Annotated in this window: 7 protein-coding genes; 1 reads left to right on the plus strand and 6 read right to left on the minus strand. The window is 46.8% G+C overall.

The features are described from left to right. Positions 1 to 7: 7 nt before the first annotated feature. Together V5G21_RS01695 and V5G21_RS01700 are read right to left on the minus strand one after the other, a co-directional pair. Positions 8 to 7021, minus strand: a complete 7014-nt coding sequence (locus V5G21_RS01695) for a DNRLRE domain-containing protein (protein ID WP_051881105.1) — start codon at positions 7019 to 7021, stop codon at positions 8 to 10. Positions 7022 to 7365: 344 nt separating this feature from the next. After that, positions 7366 to 7662 carry an IDEAL domain-containing protein gene (locus V5G21_RS01700; protein ID WP_035201783.1) on the minus strand — a complete coding sequence of 99 codons (297 nt, stop codon included), beginning with the start codon at positions 7660 to 7662 and terminating at the stop codon, positions 7366 to 7368. Positions 7663 to 7829: 167 nt separating this feature from the next. Between V5G21_RS01700 and asnB the strand changes: the two genes are divergently transcribed. Beyond that, entirely contained in the window at positions 7830 to 9734 is a 1905-nt protein-coding gene (asnB, locus tag V5G21_RS01705; RefSeq protein ID WP_035201785.1) for an asparagine synthase (glutamine-hydrolyzing), read from the plus strand. A gap of 75 nt (positions 9735 to 9809) precedes the next feature. Here the strand turns inward: asnB and V5G21_RS01710 are convergent, their stop codons facing one another. The 4 genes from V5G21_RS01710 to V5G21_RS01725 form a co-directional block, all read right to left on the minus strand. Continuing rightward, positions 9810 to 10241, minus strand: coding sequence for a chemotaxis protein CheW (locus V5G21_RS01710; RefSeq protein ID WP_035201787.1), 432 nt, complete (start codon positions 10239 to 10241; stop codon positions 9810 to 9812). A gap of 55 nt (positions 10242 to 10296) precedes the next feature. Then, entirely contained in the window at positions 10297 to 12243 is a 1947-nt protein-coding gene (locus V5G21_RS01715) for a chemotaxis protein CheA (RefSeq protein WP_142237541.1), read from the minus strand. A gap of 68 nt (positions 12244 to 12311) precedes the next feature. Further along, positions 12312 to 14903, minus strand: a complete 2592-nt coding sequence (locus tag V5G21_RS01720; RefSeq protein WP_035201789.1) for a UvrD-helicase domain-containing protein — start codon at positions 14901 to 14903, stop codon at positions 12312 to 12314. Continuing rightward, complete coding sequence (locus V5G21_RS01725; RefSeq protein ID WP_035201791.1) at positions 14869 to 17571, minus strand: PD-(D/E)XK nuclease family protein; 2703 nt, start codon at positions 17569 to 17571, stop codon at positions 14869 to 14871. Before V5G21_RS01725 ends, V5G21_RS01720 begins: the two co-directional genes overlap by 35 nt. Between the last annotated feature and the right edge of the window lie 5 nt (positions 17572 to 17576).

Below are 17576 nucleotides of genomic sequence, written 5' to 3' on the forward strand. Positions count from 1 at the left end.
CTCTTTTTCACTTCCATTTTATTTTACTTCGTCTTGGGTAAATTACACGGTGCTTTTGTATTTTTTTCCCTTTTCCAAAGTGTACATGAAGAATTTTTCGAGTTGACTCTCTTTTGTTTTCTCGAAATTTATGATAGTCTAATCCAAATTTTCTCCCTTTATTCTTTCCTGATCTTTTTACAACACTTATGAGACTACCACTTCTCTTATATTGACTCGTAATTCTGTAGGGTACTTTCTGCCCAAGCTTGCTTTTTCCAATAAACTTACCAATAGCTTTTATCTTTCCCCCACCAATAGCGCCCAACGCTGCTCCTCCAGCCGTTGCACCAAACAACTTCCACCCTTTAGCCCCTTTCGCTTTCGCGGCTTTATAGGATGAAATTCCTCCAATCACTCCGCCTACAGCGGCCCACACCCAATGCCCATCCGGATCAACCAACATCACCGGGTTGTTGTTCGCATAGCTGTAGCCGTTTTGCGTGAGGATGTCGTCGTCATCGCCTGGATCTGGGTCTAGCGATAAGAACACGCCGTGTTTTGGTTCGTAGTAACGCGCCATCAAGTAGTACATGCCGGTTTCGTGGTCGTATTGGTAGCCGGCGTAGCGGTACGGGTTGTCTTTGACTTCGTCTGCTTCTTCGACGTTCAGCGGGTTGCCCCAGGCGTCGTATTCGTATGTGGCGAGGCGCTTGCCGTCTTTGTCGGTGAGGGCAATCACATCGCCGTGGGCGTTGTAATGGTAATAGTATTTGGCATTGCCCTTTTTCATCGCCACGAGCTGGCCGGACTCGGAATACGTATACGATTTTGTGACTGCTCCGGTGCCGTTTGTTTCGTAGAGGACGTTTAAGCTGTCGCCGTCGTAATGGTAGTTGGTGACAGTGGTGCCGACCGTTTTTTCGATGCGGCGGCCGTCTTCGTCGTAGCGGTAGGTGACAAACGGTTTGTTTTCACCTGTTTTCGTAATCGCTGTGATTTGGTCTGCCGCGTCCCATGTATACGTGTAAGCGCCGTCTGTGAGGCGGTTGCCGCTTTCGTCGTATGTCAGCGTTTCGCTGCCGTAACTTGTAAGTTGATTATATACGTTGTACGTTGCCTTTGTCTCCGTTGTTTGCCCATTTTTTGTCGTTTTGACGGAAATACGGTTGCCAAAACCGTCGTAGGCAAATTCGGTTTTCGTGCCGTCACGGAGCGTTTCGCTTGTGAGTTGGTCGAGCGGCCCGTACGTGTATGTGATTGCTTTGCCTGTGCGGTCTTTGATTTCTGTCCGGTTGCCATTGGCGTCATATGCCATGAATTCTTCAAGCAGCGCTGGGCCGTTTGTCGTGCCGACGGACAGCGTTGTGACAAGACCACGGGGGTCGTACGTAAAGGAGGCGCCTGTGCCGTTGCCGGACGTGTACGTTTTGATGTTTCCTTTTTCATCGTAATCAAAATGGTACGTGGCGTCGCCGTCTTTCATACGGATATTTTCGTCTTTTTTGTTGTATTCGTATGTGTTTGTTTGTGTGAATGAGCCGTGCGTCAACGTAAATTGGTTGAGCTTGTCGGACGTATCCGAGTAGGTCCATTCTTGCTTGCCGCCACGGTCAGTGAGCGTAACCATCCGGTCTTTTTTGTCGAATGTCCGTGTTTTTGTTTGCCCTGCTTTTACGTCTTTCACCGTCAGCTCGTTGCCGTTTTTGTCATACGTAAAGCGGTATGCGAGCTCGCCATTATAGCTTTTCGTCGCCATCCGGTCGGTGCCGTCATACGTCATTTCTGTTGTATGGCCGTTTGCTGTCGTCGTTTTGGTGAGATTGCTGTTGGCATCGTATTGGTTGGAAACGACATCGCCTAACGGGCCAACCGTTTTCATCAATTTTCCGGCAGCGTCGTATTCATACGTGAATGTTTGCGCTTGGCCAGAAGGGGGAGCAATCGATTTTGACAGCATGTTGCCGTTTTTATCGTACGTATACGAAATCGTCGTGCCGTTGTCTAGTTTTAGCTGCTTCAGCTGGTTGGCAAGATCATACGTGTAGTACTTCTTTTTCCCAAGGGCATCGGTTGATTCGATCTCATTGCCGTAATCGTCATAAACGCTTGTCGTTACATAGCCTAGCTCGTCTTCGACTTTGGTAACGTAGTTGCCTTTATCGTCGTACGTTTGCTTTTTGACGACCGACCCTTCCAGCAGACGGATGTCATCAAACCAAGCGGTGCCACTGCCTTGGAAAAAGAATGACACATCGATTTTCGTAATCGGTTTGCTTTTCGTGATCTTCAGATTCGCCCGGTTCCAATCCTGCGTGCCTTCTGGGAATGTGGCTGGGCCAAAGTCGGCTGTCGATCCGTCCGTGTAATACACTTTCGCTTTTAGGCCATAGTTGCTTGACTTAACGTTATCGGCTTTTGATAAACCGGTAAGGGTAACATCGATTGGCGCTTCGCTGGCTGCTTGGTTGAGCGTCACCGTTTGTTTGTATTCGCTTGCCCCTTGGCTTGCCGTTTTCGTGATCTTCAAGGATTTTCCATCGTCAAAGCCATCGTTGTCAATCGTGCCGCCAGAGCCGCTCCACCCTGTCGCTCCGTTTAAAAAGCTGGAATTGGCGATCGGGTTAAAGCTTGACGAGACTTCAGCCCGCTCAAGCTGGGCCTGGTCAAACCAAGCAGTCCCTGTTCCATCAGGCTTCGTGCTTTCCAGCTCCAAGTAGACACGAATTTTCGCCGTATTGGCTGGCGTTGTAAAGGTCAGCTGACGCTCCACCCACTCTTGTTTTCCCGATAAATGGCTGTAGCGGTTGTCTACCCACTTGATTCGCTTGCCAGTGGAATCGAGGATTTCGACATTGAGAAATGCCCGGGCACCGCTTGTATCGGTTTTAATGAGCGAGCTAAATGTGTACGACACATTTGGAAGGGCCTCGACCACTTGTGTCGCCGCTTGATAAACAGTGCCTGTTGATTGGGACTGAAGCGTCATTTTCAACGAATGAGGCCCGGCTAGTTTACCTGGTGATTGTTTATCCGTTCCGAATGCACCATTCGCACCTTTGTCGATCCGCGTCCAACTTGTTGTGCCATTTTCAAATTGCCCATTGGCCAGCACATTTGCGGCAGTGGCCAATTCATAGCTTTCTTCGGTCAAGTTTCCATTTTTGGCATATTTCGATGCCGATGCCGTTTTGCCGCTTTGGTCGGTTTCCGATACCGGGTCAAGCCCATCATAAGCGATCGTGACTTCGTCGCCTTCTGTGTCCACCATGGAAATGACATCATGGTTATCGTTATAGGTATACGTCTCTGTCCCGTAATCGTCCACTGCTTTCACAATATTGCCGTCTTTGTCGTACTGGAACGACTCGGTTGGCTTGCCGCTGCCGACGTCATTCGGGTCCGTCGTTTCCGTCAAGTTATTGCCTTCGTACTTGAATTCGGTTGTCAGTTTAAGGCCATCGACATCTTCGACATAGCGGATCGGATTGCCCGCTGCATTATACGTATACGATAATTTGCGATTGTTCGGCTGCGTGAACAACAATTGCCGCTTTTGCAAGTCATACGAAAGTGTATATGCTTCATTGCGTGGGTTGATTGCTTCTTTTAGCATGTCGCCGTTGTAAAGAAAGCGGTTGACGACTGGTTTTTCGTCTGTGTGCGTTGGCTCATAGACGGCTGTAAGCTTTCCGCTTTCATCGTATTCATACGTAGTGACGGCGCCGTCGAAGTCACTATAGCTGACAAGGCGGCCTTTGTCATAGCGGTAAACAAGCTTACGGGAACCAGGCGCATGGGCCGTTTTTACCGTTCCATCGGCATTGTAGTCAAAGCTCACTTGCCGGCCTGACGCATCCTCTATCGCTTTTAAGCGGTTTTCCTCGTACGTATACGTTGTTTCATTGTTATGACCGTCGACCAGCTTTACGAGCTTGCCTGTCGTCTTGGAAAAATGCGCTTTCGTTTGCTCTTTTGTCGTTAAAATCAGGGCGTCGCTTGTCTCTTCTAACTCTAAATACACGCCTGTAGGCGGCTTGTACGTGCCGTCTCCTTGTTTCGTAAAGACATGGAGCGTACCGTCGTCATCGACAAACAGCGCTTGGTTGCCCGATTGCTTTAACGTCATTTCGCTGTCTGCATGCCAGCCATAGCCAAACATGCCGCTCGTTGGCGCCAAGCTATTGTAAGTGCGGGTGAAGCCAAGTCCAGGGCCGCGCCCGTCAATCGACAAATCGTCTTCTGAGACAATTAAATTGCCCGTCGCTGCATTGACTTTGCCATAAGGGACTGTCAAAATCGACCAGTAGTCTTCCTCGCCGAAAAGTTCAGTTGGTTGGCTAATCGACGGTTTAAAGTCTGGCGATTGGATCGTTTCGCCGTCCTTGTTATAAGCCGTCAGTCGAATAAAATACGTTTTCGCGCTGGCATTGCCGCCGGCATTTTTGTAAACAGGCGATGGGTCAACAGCCAATTCATTCCCTTTGCCGTTCGTATAAAGCGCCGATTTTCCCGCGGCAATATCCGCCGCCGTTGGCCAAATCCCTTTTCCTTGCGTCGTCCAGTGCGTTGTATCGCCAACATCAAAACTGGTGTACGTCTTTCCATTGGAAATCCACACTTTATAGCCAGATGCGTTCTCAATTTCTTCCCAATCGAGCATGATGTAACCAGTGTTTTCTGACTTCATGTTCGTGTAAGCAACGCCGTTTGGCGCTTTTGGTTTAGCCAGGTCGGGAATATAAGGAAGCGCGCTGGCAGACCGTACTGTTTCGCCATGCTTGTTGTATGCTTGGATTTTAAAATTAAAATCTTTGGCGTTTGGATAGTTCCCGCCAGAATTTTTATAAACAGGCGATGGGTCGATCGGCAATTCTGCTCCTGCGTTGTCTGATAGATGCAAGTTGAATTTGCCAGCTTTGATTTCCGCTGCCGTCGGCCACACTTTCTTTCCTTTCGTAGTGTAGGAAGTCACATTGCCGACGTCAATACTTTCATAATTTTTGCCGTTATACATATATAGCTTGTAGCCGCTGGCACCGCTGACCGCTGGCCAATTTAAATCAATGTAGCCAGTGCCGTTACCGTTACTGTAGCTTTTAGCCGTTGGCCTGTCCGGTTTTTTCAAATTTGGAATGGTTGGCTTATGCTCAGCCGACATCGCGCTCTCGCCTTGTCCGTATACGGCGCTGACACGGAACCAGTAATTTTTGCTGTTTGGAAAATTGCCGCCTGAGTTTTTGTAAACGGGAGAGGGGTCAACGGCCAACTCCGCTCCTTTGCCATTTGTGTATAGCTTAAATTTCCCAGCAGCAATATCGCTTGCCGTCGGCCAAAGCTTTTTCCCTTCCGTCGACCAGCTTGTCACATTGCCAACGTCAAATCCTTGATAGTCCTTACCGTTATATACCCACACTTTATAGCCCGTTGCCCCAGGCATTTTTTTCCAACTTAAGTTAACATGGCCGGTGCCATCGCCGTTTGTATATGTTTTCGACGTAGGGGCAGCTGGCGCTGGAATCGTATAAGTGATGCTCAAGTATGGTTTCTTTGATGTATTTGTGGTCGAAATCACTTTTTTCCAATACTCTTTGCCATTTCCGTTTGTATGCAATTTAAAGCCAAAGTTCTTTTTCGAGCCATCTAGCCATGCTTTGACTGTGCTTGTCACATCAAAGCTAGCCGGTTTATTACGGCCGACATCGACTTTGCCAATATTGGTCGATCCCGGTTTATTGTTCCAGTTAAGTGATCCTGGCTGCCAATCGCTGTTCACTGTATCAAGCCATAGCCCATTGGGGTTATCGCCATAGTAGTGGTGAATAACATGGACATTCAATGTTGCTTTCGTCACCGTCATATGTTTGACTGGATCGATGCTTTGTTTTAAAAAACCATAGGTCGTCCCTGTTGTGCTATCGTATTTGCCGACTTTCAATACATGGGCATTCTGCGATGAATCCCACTTGCTGCTGGCGGAGCTATAATTGGTCGTCGGATAAGCGCTCATTACAAACGCATCAGCGCTCACATTGACAGAAGTTGTTGGGTCAATATAAACCGGGTACACGCGTTCCTCGTCTGCGAGCCAGTCTTTGTCTGCGTCAATCGTCAGCTCGTAACCGCCATCAATCGCTTCCAGTTTGTAGGACACGGCGTCTGATTCTGCTGTTTCTCCTTTGGCATCGTCATAATTGGAGTCAGCCATAAATGGTTTAGGCAGCTCAAAAGCTGCTTCTCCGTTTTCGTCACTAAACGTGATCGAACCATCTTCGTTTTCTTGAGCATCTAATTCAGTCTCAATCTTATAGTTGAAAATATGAACTCCATTGTACGTTTGTAAGACAAGATCTTCTTTTGTACTTTGGTTAAAGGTAAAATGGCGTAAATCAATATCAGGAAAAACATTGGAGTAGGTAATCTCATTTTCGCCAAAAACAGCCTGTTGATCTCTGGCCACAATTTGTTCACCGTTTTCATCTTCTGCGGTTAGCAGCGAAAATGTAAGTGTATGACCATGCCGGGTATAAGACGCATATTCTCCGTCTTCCATTGTTGACTTGAAGTTGGAGGTGAGGTCTGTATTTTCAGTGGCAATTTCTCCCGACGACCCCTGTTCCAAATCGCTTGAAATGTCTTGCCATTCCCCTGACTGTTCATCAAGCGTATGGATCGGCTCGAAATACACTTCTTGCGTATACGTGCCATCGTCGTTTATGAAAAGTTTTGTATTTTCCGTCCGCTCTTCTGTTACTTCCTCTAGGGGTGCAGGGTCATCCTCTTCCTCCCATTCAGAATCTTCATAAACTGAATGTTCGCCTGCTAGAAAATCAGGCTCGATGTTCTCATAAAGAAGAGGTGTCTCTTCGTCTTCTTCATCAGTTTCCTCTTCTCCCGCCTCTTCATGAGGGTCTCCAATTTCCGCTTCCCCTGCCTCAGAAGGCTGCTTGCTTTGTTCAGCAATGGCTTGCAACGGCATGCTGCTAAACACAAGCAAAAACACGAGAAGCAAGGAAACAGACTTTTGTATTGATTGTTTCATCCTCATCCCTTCTTTCATTTTCCTTATTATGTCATAATTTAACATATTATTATGACAAATTTATGATACTAAAAGGGATAGAATCTAACAATCTATTTTGTTCGACAATTCTCTGCATTTGTTCGACAATTTTTTTTATAAAAGGCATAAAAAAACGGCCTACCTGCTTGAGGTTGCCGAAATAGTTGGCAACCTCGCTCAGACTGACCTGAAGCCTTTTCATTCTTTTTTAGCTAATGTACAACGGTCTCATTAGAAAATGGGCTTTTCACAAGGGAATAAGCAGTTCACCGCAGTCTCGCTTGCCTGTACTAGAGCCGTTCCCGCACCTGCTCCGTCTTTCGCTACTGGAACGTCAGATGGAGCCTGAAGCCATTTTCATGCAGTGTACGCCCGCCTTTATAGCGGTCCCTGTGGTCGTTTAATGCTTCTGTTAGTGAATAAAATGCCTGTTCGTCACGTTGCTCCAACGCCTGATCAATTTGTTCTTTTAAATGTTGTTCTCTAAAGTGGTACAAGGAATATTCCAACACCGCTTTCGCATAAAGGGATTGGACAGTTAAATCGGCCCGCAATTCCAAACGGTTAATAATGCTTAATTGCCTGTACACGTCGCCGTCTAGCCTAAATGGCTTTTCCATAAGAATCCCCCTCCTGCTTCAAAATTGGGTTTATGTGTTTATACCCTAAACCATGAAAATGAAACATTGTCCTACGTTATTAGTCGACTGTTACCCTTTTAGCAAAAAATTGACTTTTATATTTAATTGGAGTAAGATTAGTTCACCAAAAAACTGGAGGAAACATTATGTGTGGTTTTGTCGGCGATCTGCTTATTCGAAATGGCAGCCATTTGCCTGATCATTTGTGGATTCAAACGCTAGAAGCAATTCATCACCGTGGCCCTGACAGCACCGGTACTTATAAAGATGAAACAGTCCGTTTTGGATTTAAACGTTTAAGCATTATTGATTTAGAGCACGGCGACCAGCCCCTTGCATATAGCAAAGGGCGTTACCATATTGTTTTTAATGGCGAAATATATAATTACATCGAGCTGCGTTCTCAATTAATTCAACGCGGTTACACATTTCGAACCGATTCTGATACCGAAGTACTCCTCGCTCTTTATGCAGCAGATGGCAAAAATGCGGTTAAACAATTACGGGGAATGTATGCGTTTGCGATTTGGGACAAGCACAAAAAGGAATTGTTTTGTGCGCGTGACCGTTTTGGCATTAAGCCGTTTTACTATCTGAAAACAGACGAACGTTTTTTCTTTGCCTCTGAACAAAAATCAATCATGCCATTGCTTGAGCAAATCTCGATTGAGCAAGAAGCGCTCCAACATTACGCCACCTTTCAGTTTGTTCCCGAACCTAACACGCTGACTAAAGGCATTCATAAGCTACTGCCAGGACATACATTAACGGTCAATGCAGACTTTTGTGTGCAAATTGAAGCATATGCTGAACGGACTTTTCAGCCTAGATCGGGGCCGACGGTCACAGAGCTTGCCAACCAAACACGAAAATTGTTAACAGACTCTGTCGAAAAACATATGCGCTCTGATGTCCCAGTTGGGGCATTTTTATCAAGCGGCATTGATTCGACTTCGATTGCTGCCTTAGCACAACAAGTGCACCCTAACCTATTGACTTTTACGGTTGGTTTCGAGACAGAGGGCTATAGCGAAATTGCCGTCGCAAAAGAAACAGCAAAAGCATTAGGCGTCAAAAATATTCATAAAGTCATATCTGCTGATGAATTTATTCAAGAACTGCCTAACATCGTGTGGCATATGGACGAGCCTGTTGCAGACCCAGCAGCAGTTCCCCTTTATTTCGTCGCCCAAGAAGCAAGCAAACATGTAAAGGTGGTTTTGTCAGGAGAAGGCGCTGACGAATTGTTCGGAGGGTACAACATTTACCGGGAACCTCTTGACCTTGCCTGGTTCAAAAAGTTGCCGCCTACGTTTCACGCTGGCTTAAAGCGGGTTGTTGCCCATATGCCGTCTAAGCTGAAGGGACGAAACTACATTATACGGGGAACGACTCCCCTCAACGAGCGGTACATTGGCAATGCCTTTATTTTTTCTGAAAAAGAAAAAACACAGTTGTTCCGCGACTATGATCGAACCAAACCTTACACCAATGTAACAGCGCCACTGTACGAACAGGCAAAAGGCATGGATGAATCGACAATTATGCAATTTGTCGATATGCATACGTGGCTTCCTGGCGACATCCTTGTGAAGGCTGACCGAATGACAATGGCACATTCGATTGAATTAAGAGTCCCTTTTCTCGATAAAAATGTATTTGCATTTGCGAGAATGCTTGGCCAGGATATGAAACTTTCCCATAAGACAACTAAATTTGTGCTCCGGCAAGCCATGAAGGACCTTATTCCGGCAAATATTGTGCCCCGTAAAAAATTAGGTTTTCCAGTGCCGATTCGCGTATGGCTCAAAAACGAACTGTACGATTGGGCTAAGCAGCTTATCGAGTCAAGCAATACAGAAGACGTGTTTCATAAGCCTTTTTTGCTGCAAATGCTGCAAGCACACCGGGACGGCCACGGCGATTATAGCCGCCGTTTATGGACAGTCCTTACGTATATGATGTGGCATGACATCCACGTTGCCAAGCGACTGATTAGCACACATCAGCAGAAAGACGCTGAGCGCTGTAAAACGCTGGCCCATTTTTAAACATTGCAAGGAGGGCAGTTAAACATCGGTTTAATTGCCCTCTTCGTATCCATATATGCCTAACTAGCAAGTAGTTTATTGTTTCTGGACTTGATGTTCAATCTCTTTTGCCAACTGGGCCCCATCGAGAATGGTTACAAGCGTCCCCTCCACGTGGCTTATCCCCTTTTTATAAGGGGCATCAGACAGCTCTTCAATCGAAGCAAGATCGATTTCCCAAATGTCGCTCGCTTCATTGACGGCCAGGACAAATGATCCAAGTGTTTCCGCACACACAAGCAAGCGGCACGCTTCGGTCACTTCCATTTTTTTTCGATATAGCAAATAACGTAGATCAACTACCGGCAGCAGGGAGCCGCGAATATTAACGACCCCCATTATGGCAGGGTCCGCATTTGGGACAATACGAATGCCGTCAAGGAGCTCTATTGAAGAAAGGTGCAAAATATCAATGCCATACCATTCCTCTCCTACGGCAAATACGGTAAATTGTTTCGTATGTTCCACGATCGTTTCCCCCCTTTCTCTAAAGCAAGGCTATTTTCATTCATAGTTGAAGCGATTAATTGTTAAAAAACAGCGCAATGTCGACAATCAATGCAATCGTGCCATCCCCAAGAATCGTTCCGCCTGAGATTCCTTTTGTCCCTTTCAGCAATGAACCTAGTGGCTTTAGCACAACTTCTTGTTTGCCAATAAAGCGATCAACTTTTACAGCCATTAATGTTTGGTTGCGGTAAAGCATAAGAACGGCAAGCTCTTGCTCGTCTTCCTTTTCTGGCAAGCCAAACTGCTCATTTAATGAGACAAGGGGAACAAGTTGCCCTCGCCATTCAAACAAGCTTTGCCCATCTGCTTGCTTCAACTCGCTTTTTTGCACATAGGCGGTTTCGGCAATATTCGCGATTGGAAAGGCATAAATGTCTGAGCCAAGTTCAACCATCATCGCATCGATAATGGAAACAGTTAATGGGAGCGAAATGGAAAAGCGCGTGCCCTCTCCCTCTTTGGAAGAAACAGCGATTTCACCGCCCATAGCAGAAAACGTGCTTTTGACAACGTCAAGGCCGACTCCACGCCCAGACAAATCCGTCACTTCATTGGCTGTGCTAAAACCAGGGGCAAACAGCAGGTTGTTGATTTCATCACTTGCCATTTTTTCCGCCTCTGCAGCCGTAATCAATTCATTTTCAATCGCTTTTTTCAAGACTTTTTCTTGTTTAATTCCTGCGCCATCATCCTCAATTTCAATGACAACATGGCTGCCGCTATAAAAAGCGCGCAACACGATTAACCCCTCAGGATTCTTTCCGCTTTTTTGGCGGACTGCCGGCTCTTCAATGCCATGATCAATCGAATTGCGCAGCAAATGGAGGAGCGGATCACCGATTTCGTCAATAATGGCCCGGTCTAATTCGGTCGTTTCCCCTTCAATTACAAAACGGATTTGCTTGCCGATTTCTTTTGAGACTTTACGTACCATCCGTGGAAAACGGCTGAAGACTGGCTCTAATGGCATCAGTCGCACAGACAACATTACTTCCTGCAAATGGCTCGTAATGCGGCTTACTTTTTCAAATACATTTGTCAGCTCATCTGTTTGCAATGAATTGGCCACTAGCTCTAGACGGCCCTTTTCCACAACTAGTTCTTCAAACAAGTACATTAACGAATCCAGCTTTTCGACATTGACACGAATCGTTTTCTGCTGCGCTTGCTCCCCTTTTGCACCGGCCCCTTTTTCAGAAGGGGCTTTTGCCGTTTGCGACTTGGCCTTATCCGCCTTCTTCTGCGGCTTATAAGCGGTAACTGTTACTTGTTTCACTTCAGAGATGCCTTCTAGGCGTTTTTTAATGTCTGAATCTGGAAGCGTCGTAGCTGCCGTGAGCGTAAAGCCGCTGGCAAACTTCCCTTCCTCAAGCTCCTCTCTGCTAGGTTCCGTATGAATCAATTCGCCAAACTGTGCGGCTTCACTTGCAACCATAAAAGCGCGCACTCCTTTGAGCGCTGCATTGTCATCGATTTCGACATGGATCACTTGGACAGGGACACCGTCTTGTACAGCTTGATCCATAACGGCGTGTGTGTCTGTGTCGAGACTAGCGGCAACCTCATTGGCACTCTTTCGTTCTTGGCCGAGAAGCTGTGCAAACGTATCCCGCAACCCGTTAGCTTCTTCTAACTCTCCCCCGGTATTCCGTACATGGCTGACGCTTGCTTCAAGATATTCAACTGCATCAAACAGCAAATCGATTTCGCCTGCGCCAGCTTCAATGTTTCCGTCCCTCATGGCATCAAGAAGATTTTCTAATGAATGGGTCAACTCGGCCATGGCATTGAAGCCCATCGTCGCCGACATTCCTTTAAGCGTATGGGCTGAACGAAAGATTTCAGCAATCGCGTCTTTATCAAAAGGATCCTGCTCAAGTTGAAGCAACTTTGCATTCATTGCTTGCAAATGCTCATCTGCCTCTTCTAAAAACATACCTATGTAATCGTATTGAGTCACCTTGCCCACCTCGATAAAAAAGAATACGAGGAGGGACTCTCCTCGTATTCTTTATCGGCTTTCCATCTTTAAATGTTGAGTACGTTTTCGCCACTCTTTACAGATTCAACCCAGTTAATCGCAGACAATGGAGATTGCTCATTCGCTGCTTCAACCATTTCTGCCCACGACCGGCGTTCGGACAAGTCTGCGGCTGCTAACAAGCAATAATCTTTGGCACGAGTAAGAGCGACATAAAATAAACGCTTTGCCTCTTCGAGCGCTTGTTTGCCTCTTTTTTCTTGCGCCTGGAAATAGGCAGGCGTAGAAATGGGATCACGATCGTCTAATTTTAGTTGGAAAACAATGTCCCACTCTTGGTCAAAATAGACCGCATCCGTGTCCGGCCGTCGTTTTTGGTCCATATACGGAAGGCAAACAACTGGAAACTCCAATCCTTTTGAGGCGTGAACGGTCATAATTGTTACGGCCTCTCCCTCCAACTGTTCCACTTCTGCTTCAGGGACATTTTTGCTTGCCGCTATATAGCGGTTCATTTGCAAACATAGCGTTTCTAGATTAGTTGTATTTAATTGTGCAAACAAATCAATGAGCTTTTCCACATTGCCGACACGCTGAATGCCGTTCGTATCGCTTAAAACAGCATAACGCAGGCCAGTTAGCTCAAACAGCTGAAGCAGCCCTTCTTTTACACTTCCTGTAAAAGCAAACGGCAAGAACAAATCGATCCATTCGCCATACTGCTTTAGCGCTTGTTGCAGCCGTGGGTGGTTTGCAAATAAGGAAGGCGCTTCTTCTTTCGCTAAAAAAACGGCTAAGTTTTCATGTTCCTCTTTACAATCGTTCACTGTCAGCAAATCACTTAGTGTCAGCCCAAAGAGGGGGGAACGAAGCAACGCCACCACATAAGCATCCTCGAATGGACGTCTGAGCCAATTAAGCACATTTAAAAAATCAATCACTTCCTGTTTCTCAAAAAAACCCACACCACCGTGCACACGATAAGGAATGCCAGCTTCGGCAAACGCCTGCTCAAGCTCTGGCAAATTTGTACGCGAAGGAAGTAGAACAGCGACATCATTCCATTGAGCTTGGCGAACCTTGCCTTCACCTTCCACTTCAATCATTCCATCCGCTATTGTTTGTTGCAGCAGCGATGCAAACGAGCGAGCTTCGTTGCTTTTTTCAAGTTGATGGAAAGCAGCAAGTGCTTGTTTGTTTGTATGAGGCTTCCTCCCTGCTTTTAGGGGCACATAACTGGTCGCATACGGAAGGGCGTCCTCCCCTCCTGGTGCCATCACATGGGCAAACAATTCATTAACGAGTTCAACAATTTGCGGAGCAGTTCTGTAATTTTCTTGCAGATGAATCAATTCTCCTTCATTTATCTCAGCTGCCTTTTTGGCCATTTCATTCATAATAGCGACATCAGCTCCGCGAAAACGGTAAATCGATTGTTTTTCATCGCCGACAAAAAACAAATGGGCCGGATTGATCGCCTGAACAATTTGCAATTGGACTTGGTTTGTGTCTTGAAATTCATCGACCATAATATGTGTATAAGCAGACTGACAAGCTGCTGCTACTTTTGGTAGTTGTAATAGTGTATACGCTTTTTGTTGCAAGTCGCTAAAGTCAGCGACAAGGCGCTGTGCTTTTAGATCGGCATAGCGTTTGGCAAATGCTTGCAACAGCGTCACAAACGCTTTAAGCAAAGGCAGCCCTCGATCACTGGCGACTTGATTCCTTTCACTCCATTGCTTTTTGAATGGCTTCCAGTTGTGCTCATAAAAAACGTACAGAGACGGCAACGATTCTTGCCATGCTTTTTGGACCCTGCTTGGAAGCGCTTCGTTCATCATCGCAACCGCTTCCTCCTCGTTTGCAGCAAGTTGCAAACTTTGTGCAAGCGTGGTCAGCGACTGTGCATGCTTTTGTTCGGTTTTCGATAACTGAGACAAAGGAGGTAATTCTTTTGCAGCGCGTTTAACCGCCTTGACGATCATCGCCACTTGTTGCTGCTGTTCGCAAATAGCCCCATTGATTTGCTTGTCCCACATATACAGCGGCGAAAAGTGGGAAATGACGTCATCCCCCGCTCGTTGTTCTCGAACCGCATCATGAACCGCCACCAATGAACGCTTCAATGCAAAAAGAGACAGCCCCCGACGGAGTTGGTTCAGTTCATTGGCAAATTGACGCTCTTTGCACAACTGTTCAACAAGCTCCGCTTTTATCATTGCAGCTTCGGTTTCATCAAGAACCGCCAGTTCCCCATTTTCTTCAACGTATCGGCTATAACGGCTAAGCAGTTGCCGGCAAAAACGATGAAACGTTGCAATCATTGCCGTCTCTACTTCTTCTTGCTGTGCAAGCCAAAAGCGTTTTTCTTCCCTATTTCCTGCCGCTTCCGCCTTTTCGCCCATCCGGCTTGCAAGGCGCTCTTTCATTTCTCTCGCAGCCTTTTCAGTAAAAGTGATGGCGGCAATTTCATTAATAGGAGCGCCATAATTTGAGTCCTTGTCATGAAAATGTTCGTCGATAACGGAGACGATCTTCTCCGTTAGCACCCTGGTTTTGCCAGAACCAGCTCCAGCAGCAACGACGACAAGGGGCTGTTTCGACTCAATTGCTTGCTTTTGTGCGCTGTTGAATTGCATGCTGAGCCTCCCTTTTTTGTTCTTCCGTCACTCGGCAAATCGCTTTATAAGGGCAGCTGGCCGCGCAATCAAGGGGGGCAACGGGCATGTTTGTCTGCATTCCTTCCCACAGTTCTTGAAGACGCTCATGGATGTGCCATTTTTCCATAAAAGCCTCTTCTCCTAAAGCGTCCTCTTTATTGCGGCATTGAGCACTGACGCCAAAGATCGATTGCTTGCCAACATGCTCTGGCTTCCAAACCCCGTTCCCTGCCCGTTTTCCTGGATCAAGCAAAGAAATATATGTAGCCCCAGCTACTGGCGATTGCTTACCAATGATATACGAATACATAGGAAGCTGGAGTTTTGTGCCGTGTGAGGCTTCCTCCAGTTTCAATGCCGCCTTGCCAGTCTTGTAATCATAGAGTACCTTTTCACCGTTTGCGACATCGACCCTGTCGATTTTTCCAGTCACTTTTAGTTTCGTTGTGCCCAACGGAAAGTTTTCAAGAACAATAGGCACTTCCAGCCCTTCAATGTAAGCATCCGCCAACTCCTTCCGATCCCAAAACCGCGCCCGCTCTGCTTCCCACCAAAGACGAAGCTTGTTGGCCCACCATGTTTCTTCCTGTTCAAGCTCGAAACGATTCATATATGGGACAAATGGCACAATATCCTCATTAAAGCGGCGGCGCCATTCTGATTCAAGCCAATGAGGCACTTCGTCTTTTTCTGCTTCCGAAAGGGTGGAAAAAGGCTTGCCAATGACATTCAATTTATGGCGATACAATGTTTCAATGCATTGGTGAATAAGTGTTCCAATCTTATTTGCCGGAAGCCCTTCGTTTTGAGCTGCTGGCGGCTTGATCCCTAAAAGCCATTCTAGACCATAGCGGAATGGACAGCGCGCATAAGCTTCAAACGCAGTAACGGCAACAGCGGGTTTTGCTTTCTCTTTCGCCTGTTGGGCATCTGAAAGCCATTCTTGCCCTAATTGCAAATGTTGCAGCCTTTTTTGAAAGTGACCGAGTTCACCGCGGTAAGCAGTCCCATCTTTGCGTGAATATGTGCCGATTCCGTTGTTCAACCTATCTTGGTAATTCCAGAAGCCAACTAGTTGGAAGTCGAGTAGAAATGGAGAAGGTAGCGCTGGACTGTCTCGGTCAAGACCGCACACATAGCTGGCATATACGTCCATGCCGCTGTTGATGAGCTGTTGGAATTGCAACGCTTGGACGGAACGTGTACGGGATGTCAATGGCACCCCCCGTTTGTTAATCTCCGTTAAATCACTTTCTTGGAAATAACCTAGCAGTGAATAAGGATGTGGAAACGTACCTAAAGCAAGCCCGGCAACATAGACGGTCGACCCTTGAAAGGCAGCGACATCCGCCCACGAGAGGACGGAAATTCCCTCTTTCGGTTTTGGCTCCTCGCCAATGACAAGTGTTTGCGCAAATGTCTGGAACCATTGGCGAAACCCATCTTCCGTTGTTTCCACTTTTGCATAGGAGATGCCGTCCAGGGCCAAAAGCGCTTGTTTTACTGTGGGGGCATACGGGATATCCGTTCGCTCTTCCATTTTGGTTAGCATGTCAACGAGCAACGCAGCTTTTTCTGCTATCGTGTTCCCTTCGGCAAGGGGGCTTTTGCCGATTTGGTTCAGAAAAAAGTCAACCTCGCTGTCACCAGTGCCATAACCAGCGTACAAAGCCTGCTTCGCTCTTAAGCAACGACGCCCAGTAATGCCAAGCACAGCAAAGAGGGAATCAACTGCCCCCAGTCGCGCTTCTTTTGAAGGCAAAGGGGTGAGCAGCGCTTCTTTGACCCATAGATAGAAAGGGGTGTCCGCCAAATAACTACGGTTGCTAGCGGCAATAGGCAGTCCTTCCTGCTTCGCCTTTGCCATAAAAGCGGCACGCGCGTCTGATTTCGTAAACAGCACAGCGATGTTGGACAGCGGCGTATTGCTTGTAAGAATATGTTCAATCAAACCAATGTGCTCTTCTTCCTCGGTCACCGCTTTATACAGAGACAAACACCCTGTTTGACCATCCGTGACTGGCTGTCTGTCAACATCCTCCACCGTAAAGCCAATCTTCACTAACTCCGATATCGCAGCTTTCGCCTCTCGATTAAGGTAGATGGTCAGCCCCACGCCCTCTTTAACCATTCGCTCTAGTGCCTCTAGCTGATTGACAGAGAAATCATGAAACCCTTCGACTACAATGTCATCATAAGGCAAAGACGCTGGTTTTCGAGCAAAGGCGTTGTAGTCATCTTCAATTGTCTTCCACCGTCTCTTTTCTTCTATAGCCTTGATCTTTGCAAATTCAGGTTTTAAAAAGCGTAAACTGTCAGGTAGTCGGCATTCGCCAAAACGCTTATATTGCAAATAACTATTTATGATTTGCTCGTTTTTTCTTCCAGTCGCATTCGCTTCGTTTGCCATCGCCCACTTCCATTCGTGGTGAACTAGCTCCATATCGTTTACTCGTTGCTGGCACTTGCGGATAAACGAGTCAAATGTTAAGCAGCGAAGTTCTGGCGCCACCAACCGGATTTGCTCCACCCAATACGTCGTCGGCACAATACAACAACCGGTCTCCCGTTGTGTACGTGCCCATTCCCCGTAGCGCTTTGGCGAGAACGGTTGCCACCCACTGACCGCCCTAATATGCGCCTTCATCATTC

This window comes from Shouchella rhizosphaerae (assembly GCF_036700015.1).
GTDB classification, from domain to species: domain Bacteria; phylum Bacillota; class Bacilli; order Bacillales; family Bacillaceae_D; genus Shouchella; species Shouchella rhizosphaerae.

Coding starts and splice junctions, on each gene's coding strand:
- V5G21_RS01720 (WP_035201789.1), bottom strand. CDS start 14,903: ATGCAATTCAACAGCGCACAAAAGCAAGCAATTGAGTCGAAACAGCCC.
- asnB (WP_035201785.1), top strand. CDS start 7,830: ATGTGTGGTTTTGTCGGCGATCTGCTTATTCGAAATGGCAGCCATTTG.
- V5G21_RS01700 (WP_035201783.1), bottom strand. CDS start 7,662: ATGGAAAAGCCATTTAGGCTAGACGGCGACGTGTACAGGCAATTAAGC.
- V5G21_RS01725 (WP_035201791.1), bottom strand. CDS start 17,571: ATGAAGGCGCATATTAGGGCGGTCAGTGGGTGGCAACCGTTCTCGCCA.
- V5G21_RS01695 (WP_051881105.1), bottom strand. CDS start 7,021: ATGAAACAATCAATACAAAAGTCTGTTTCCTTGCTTCTCGTGTTTTTG.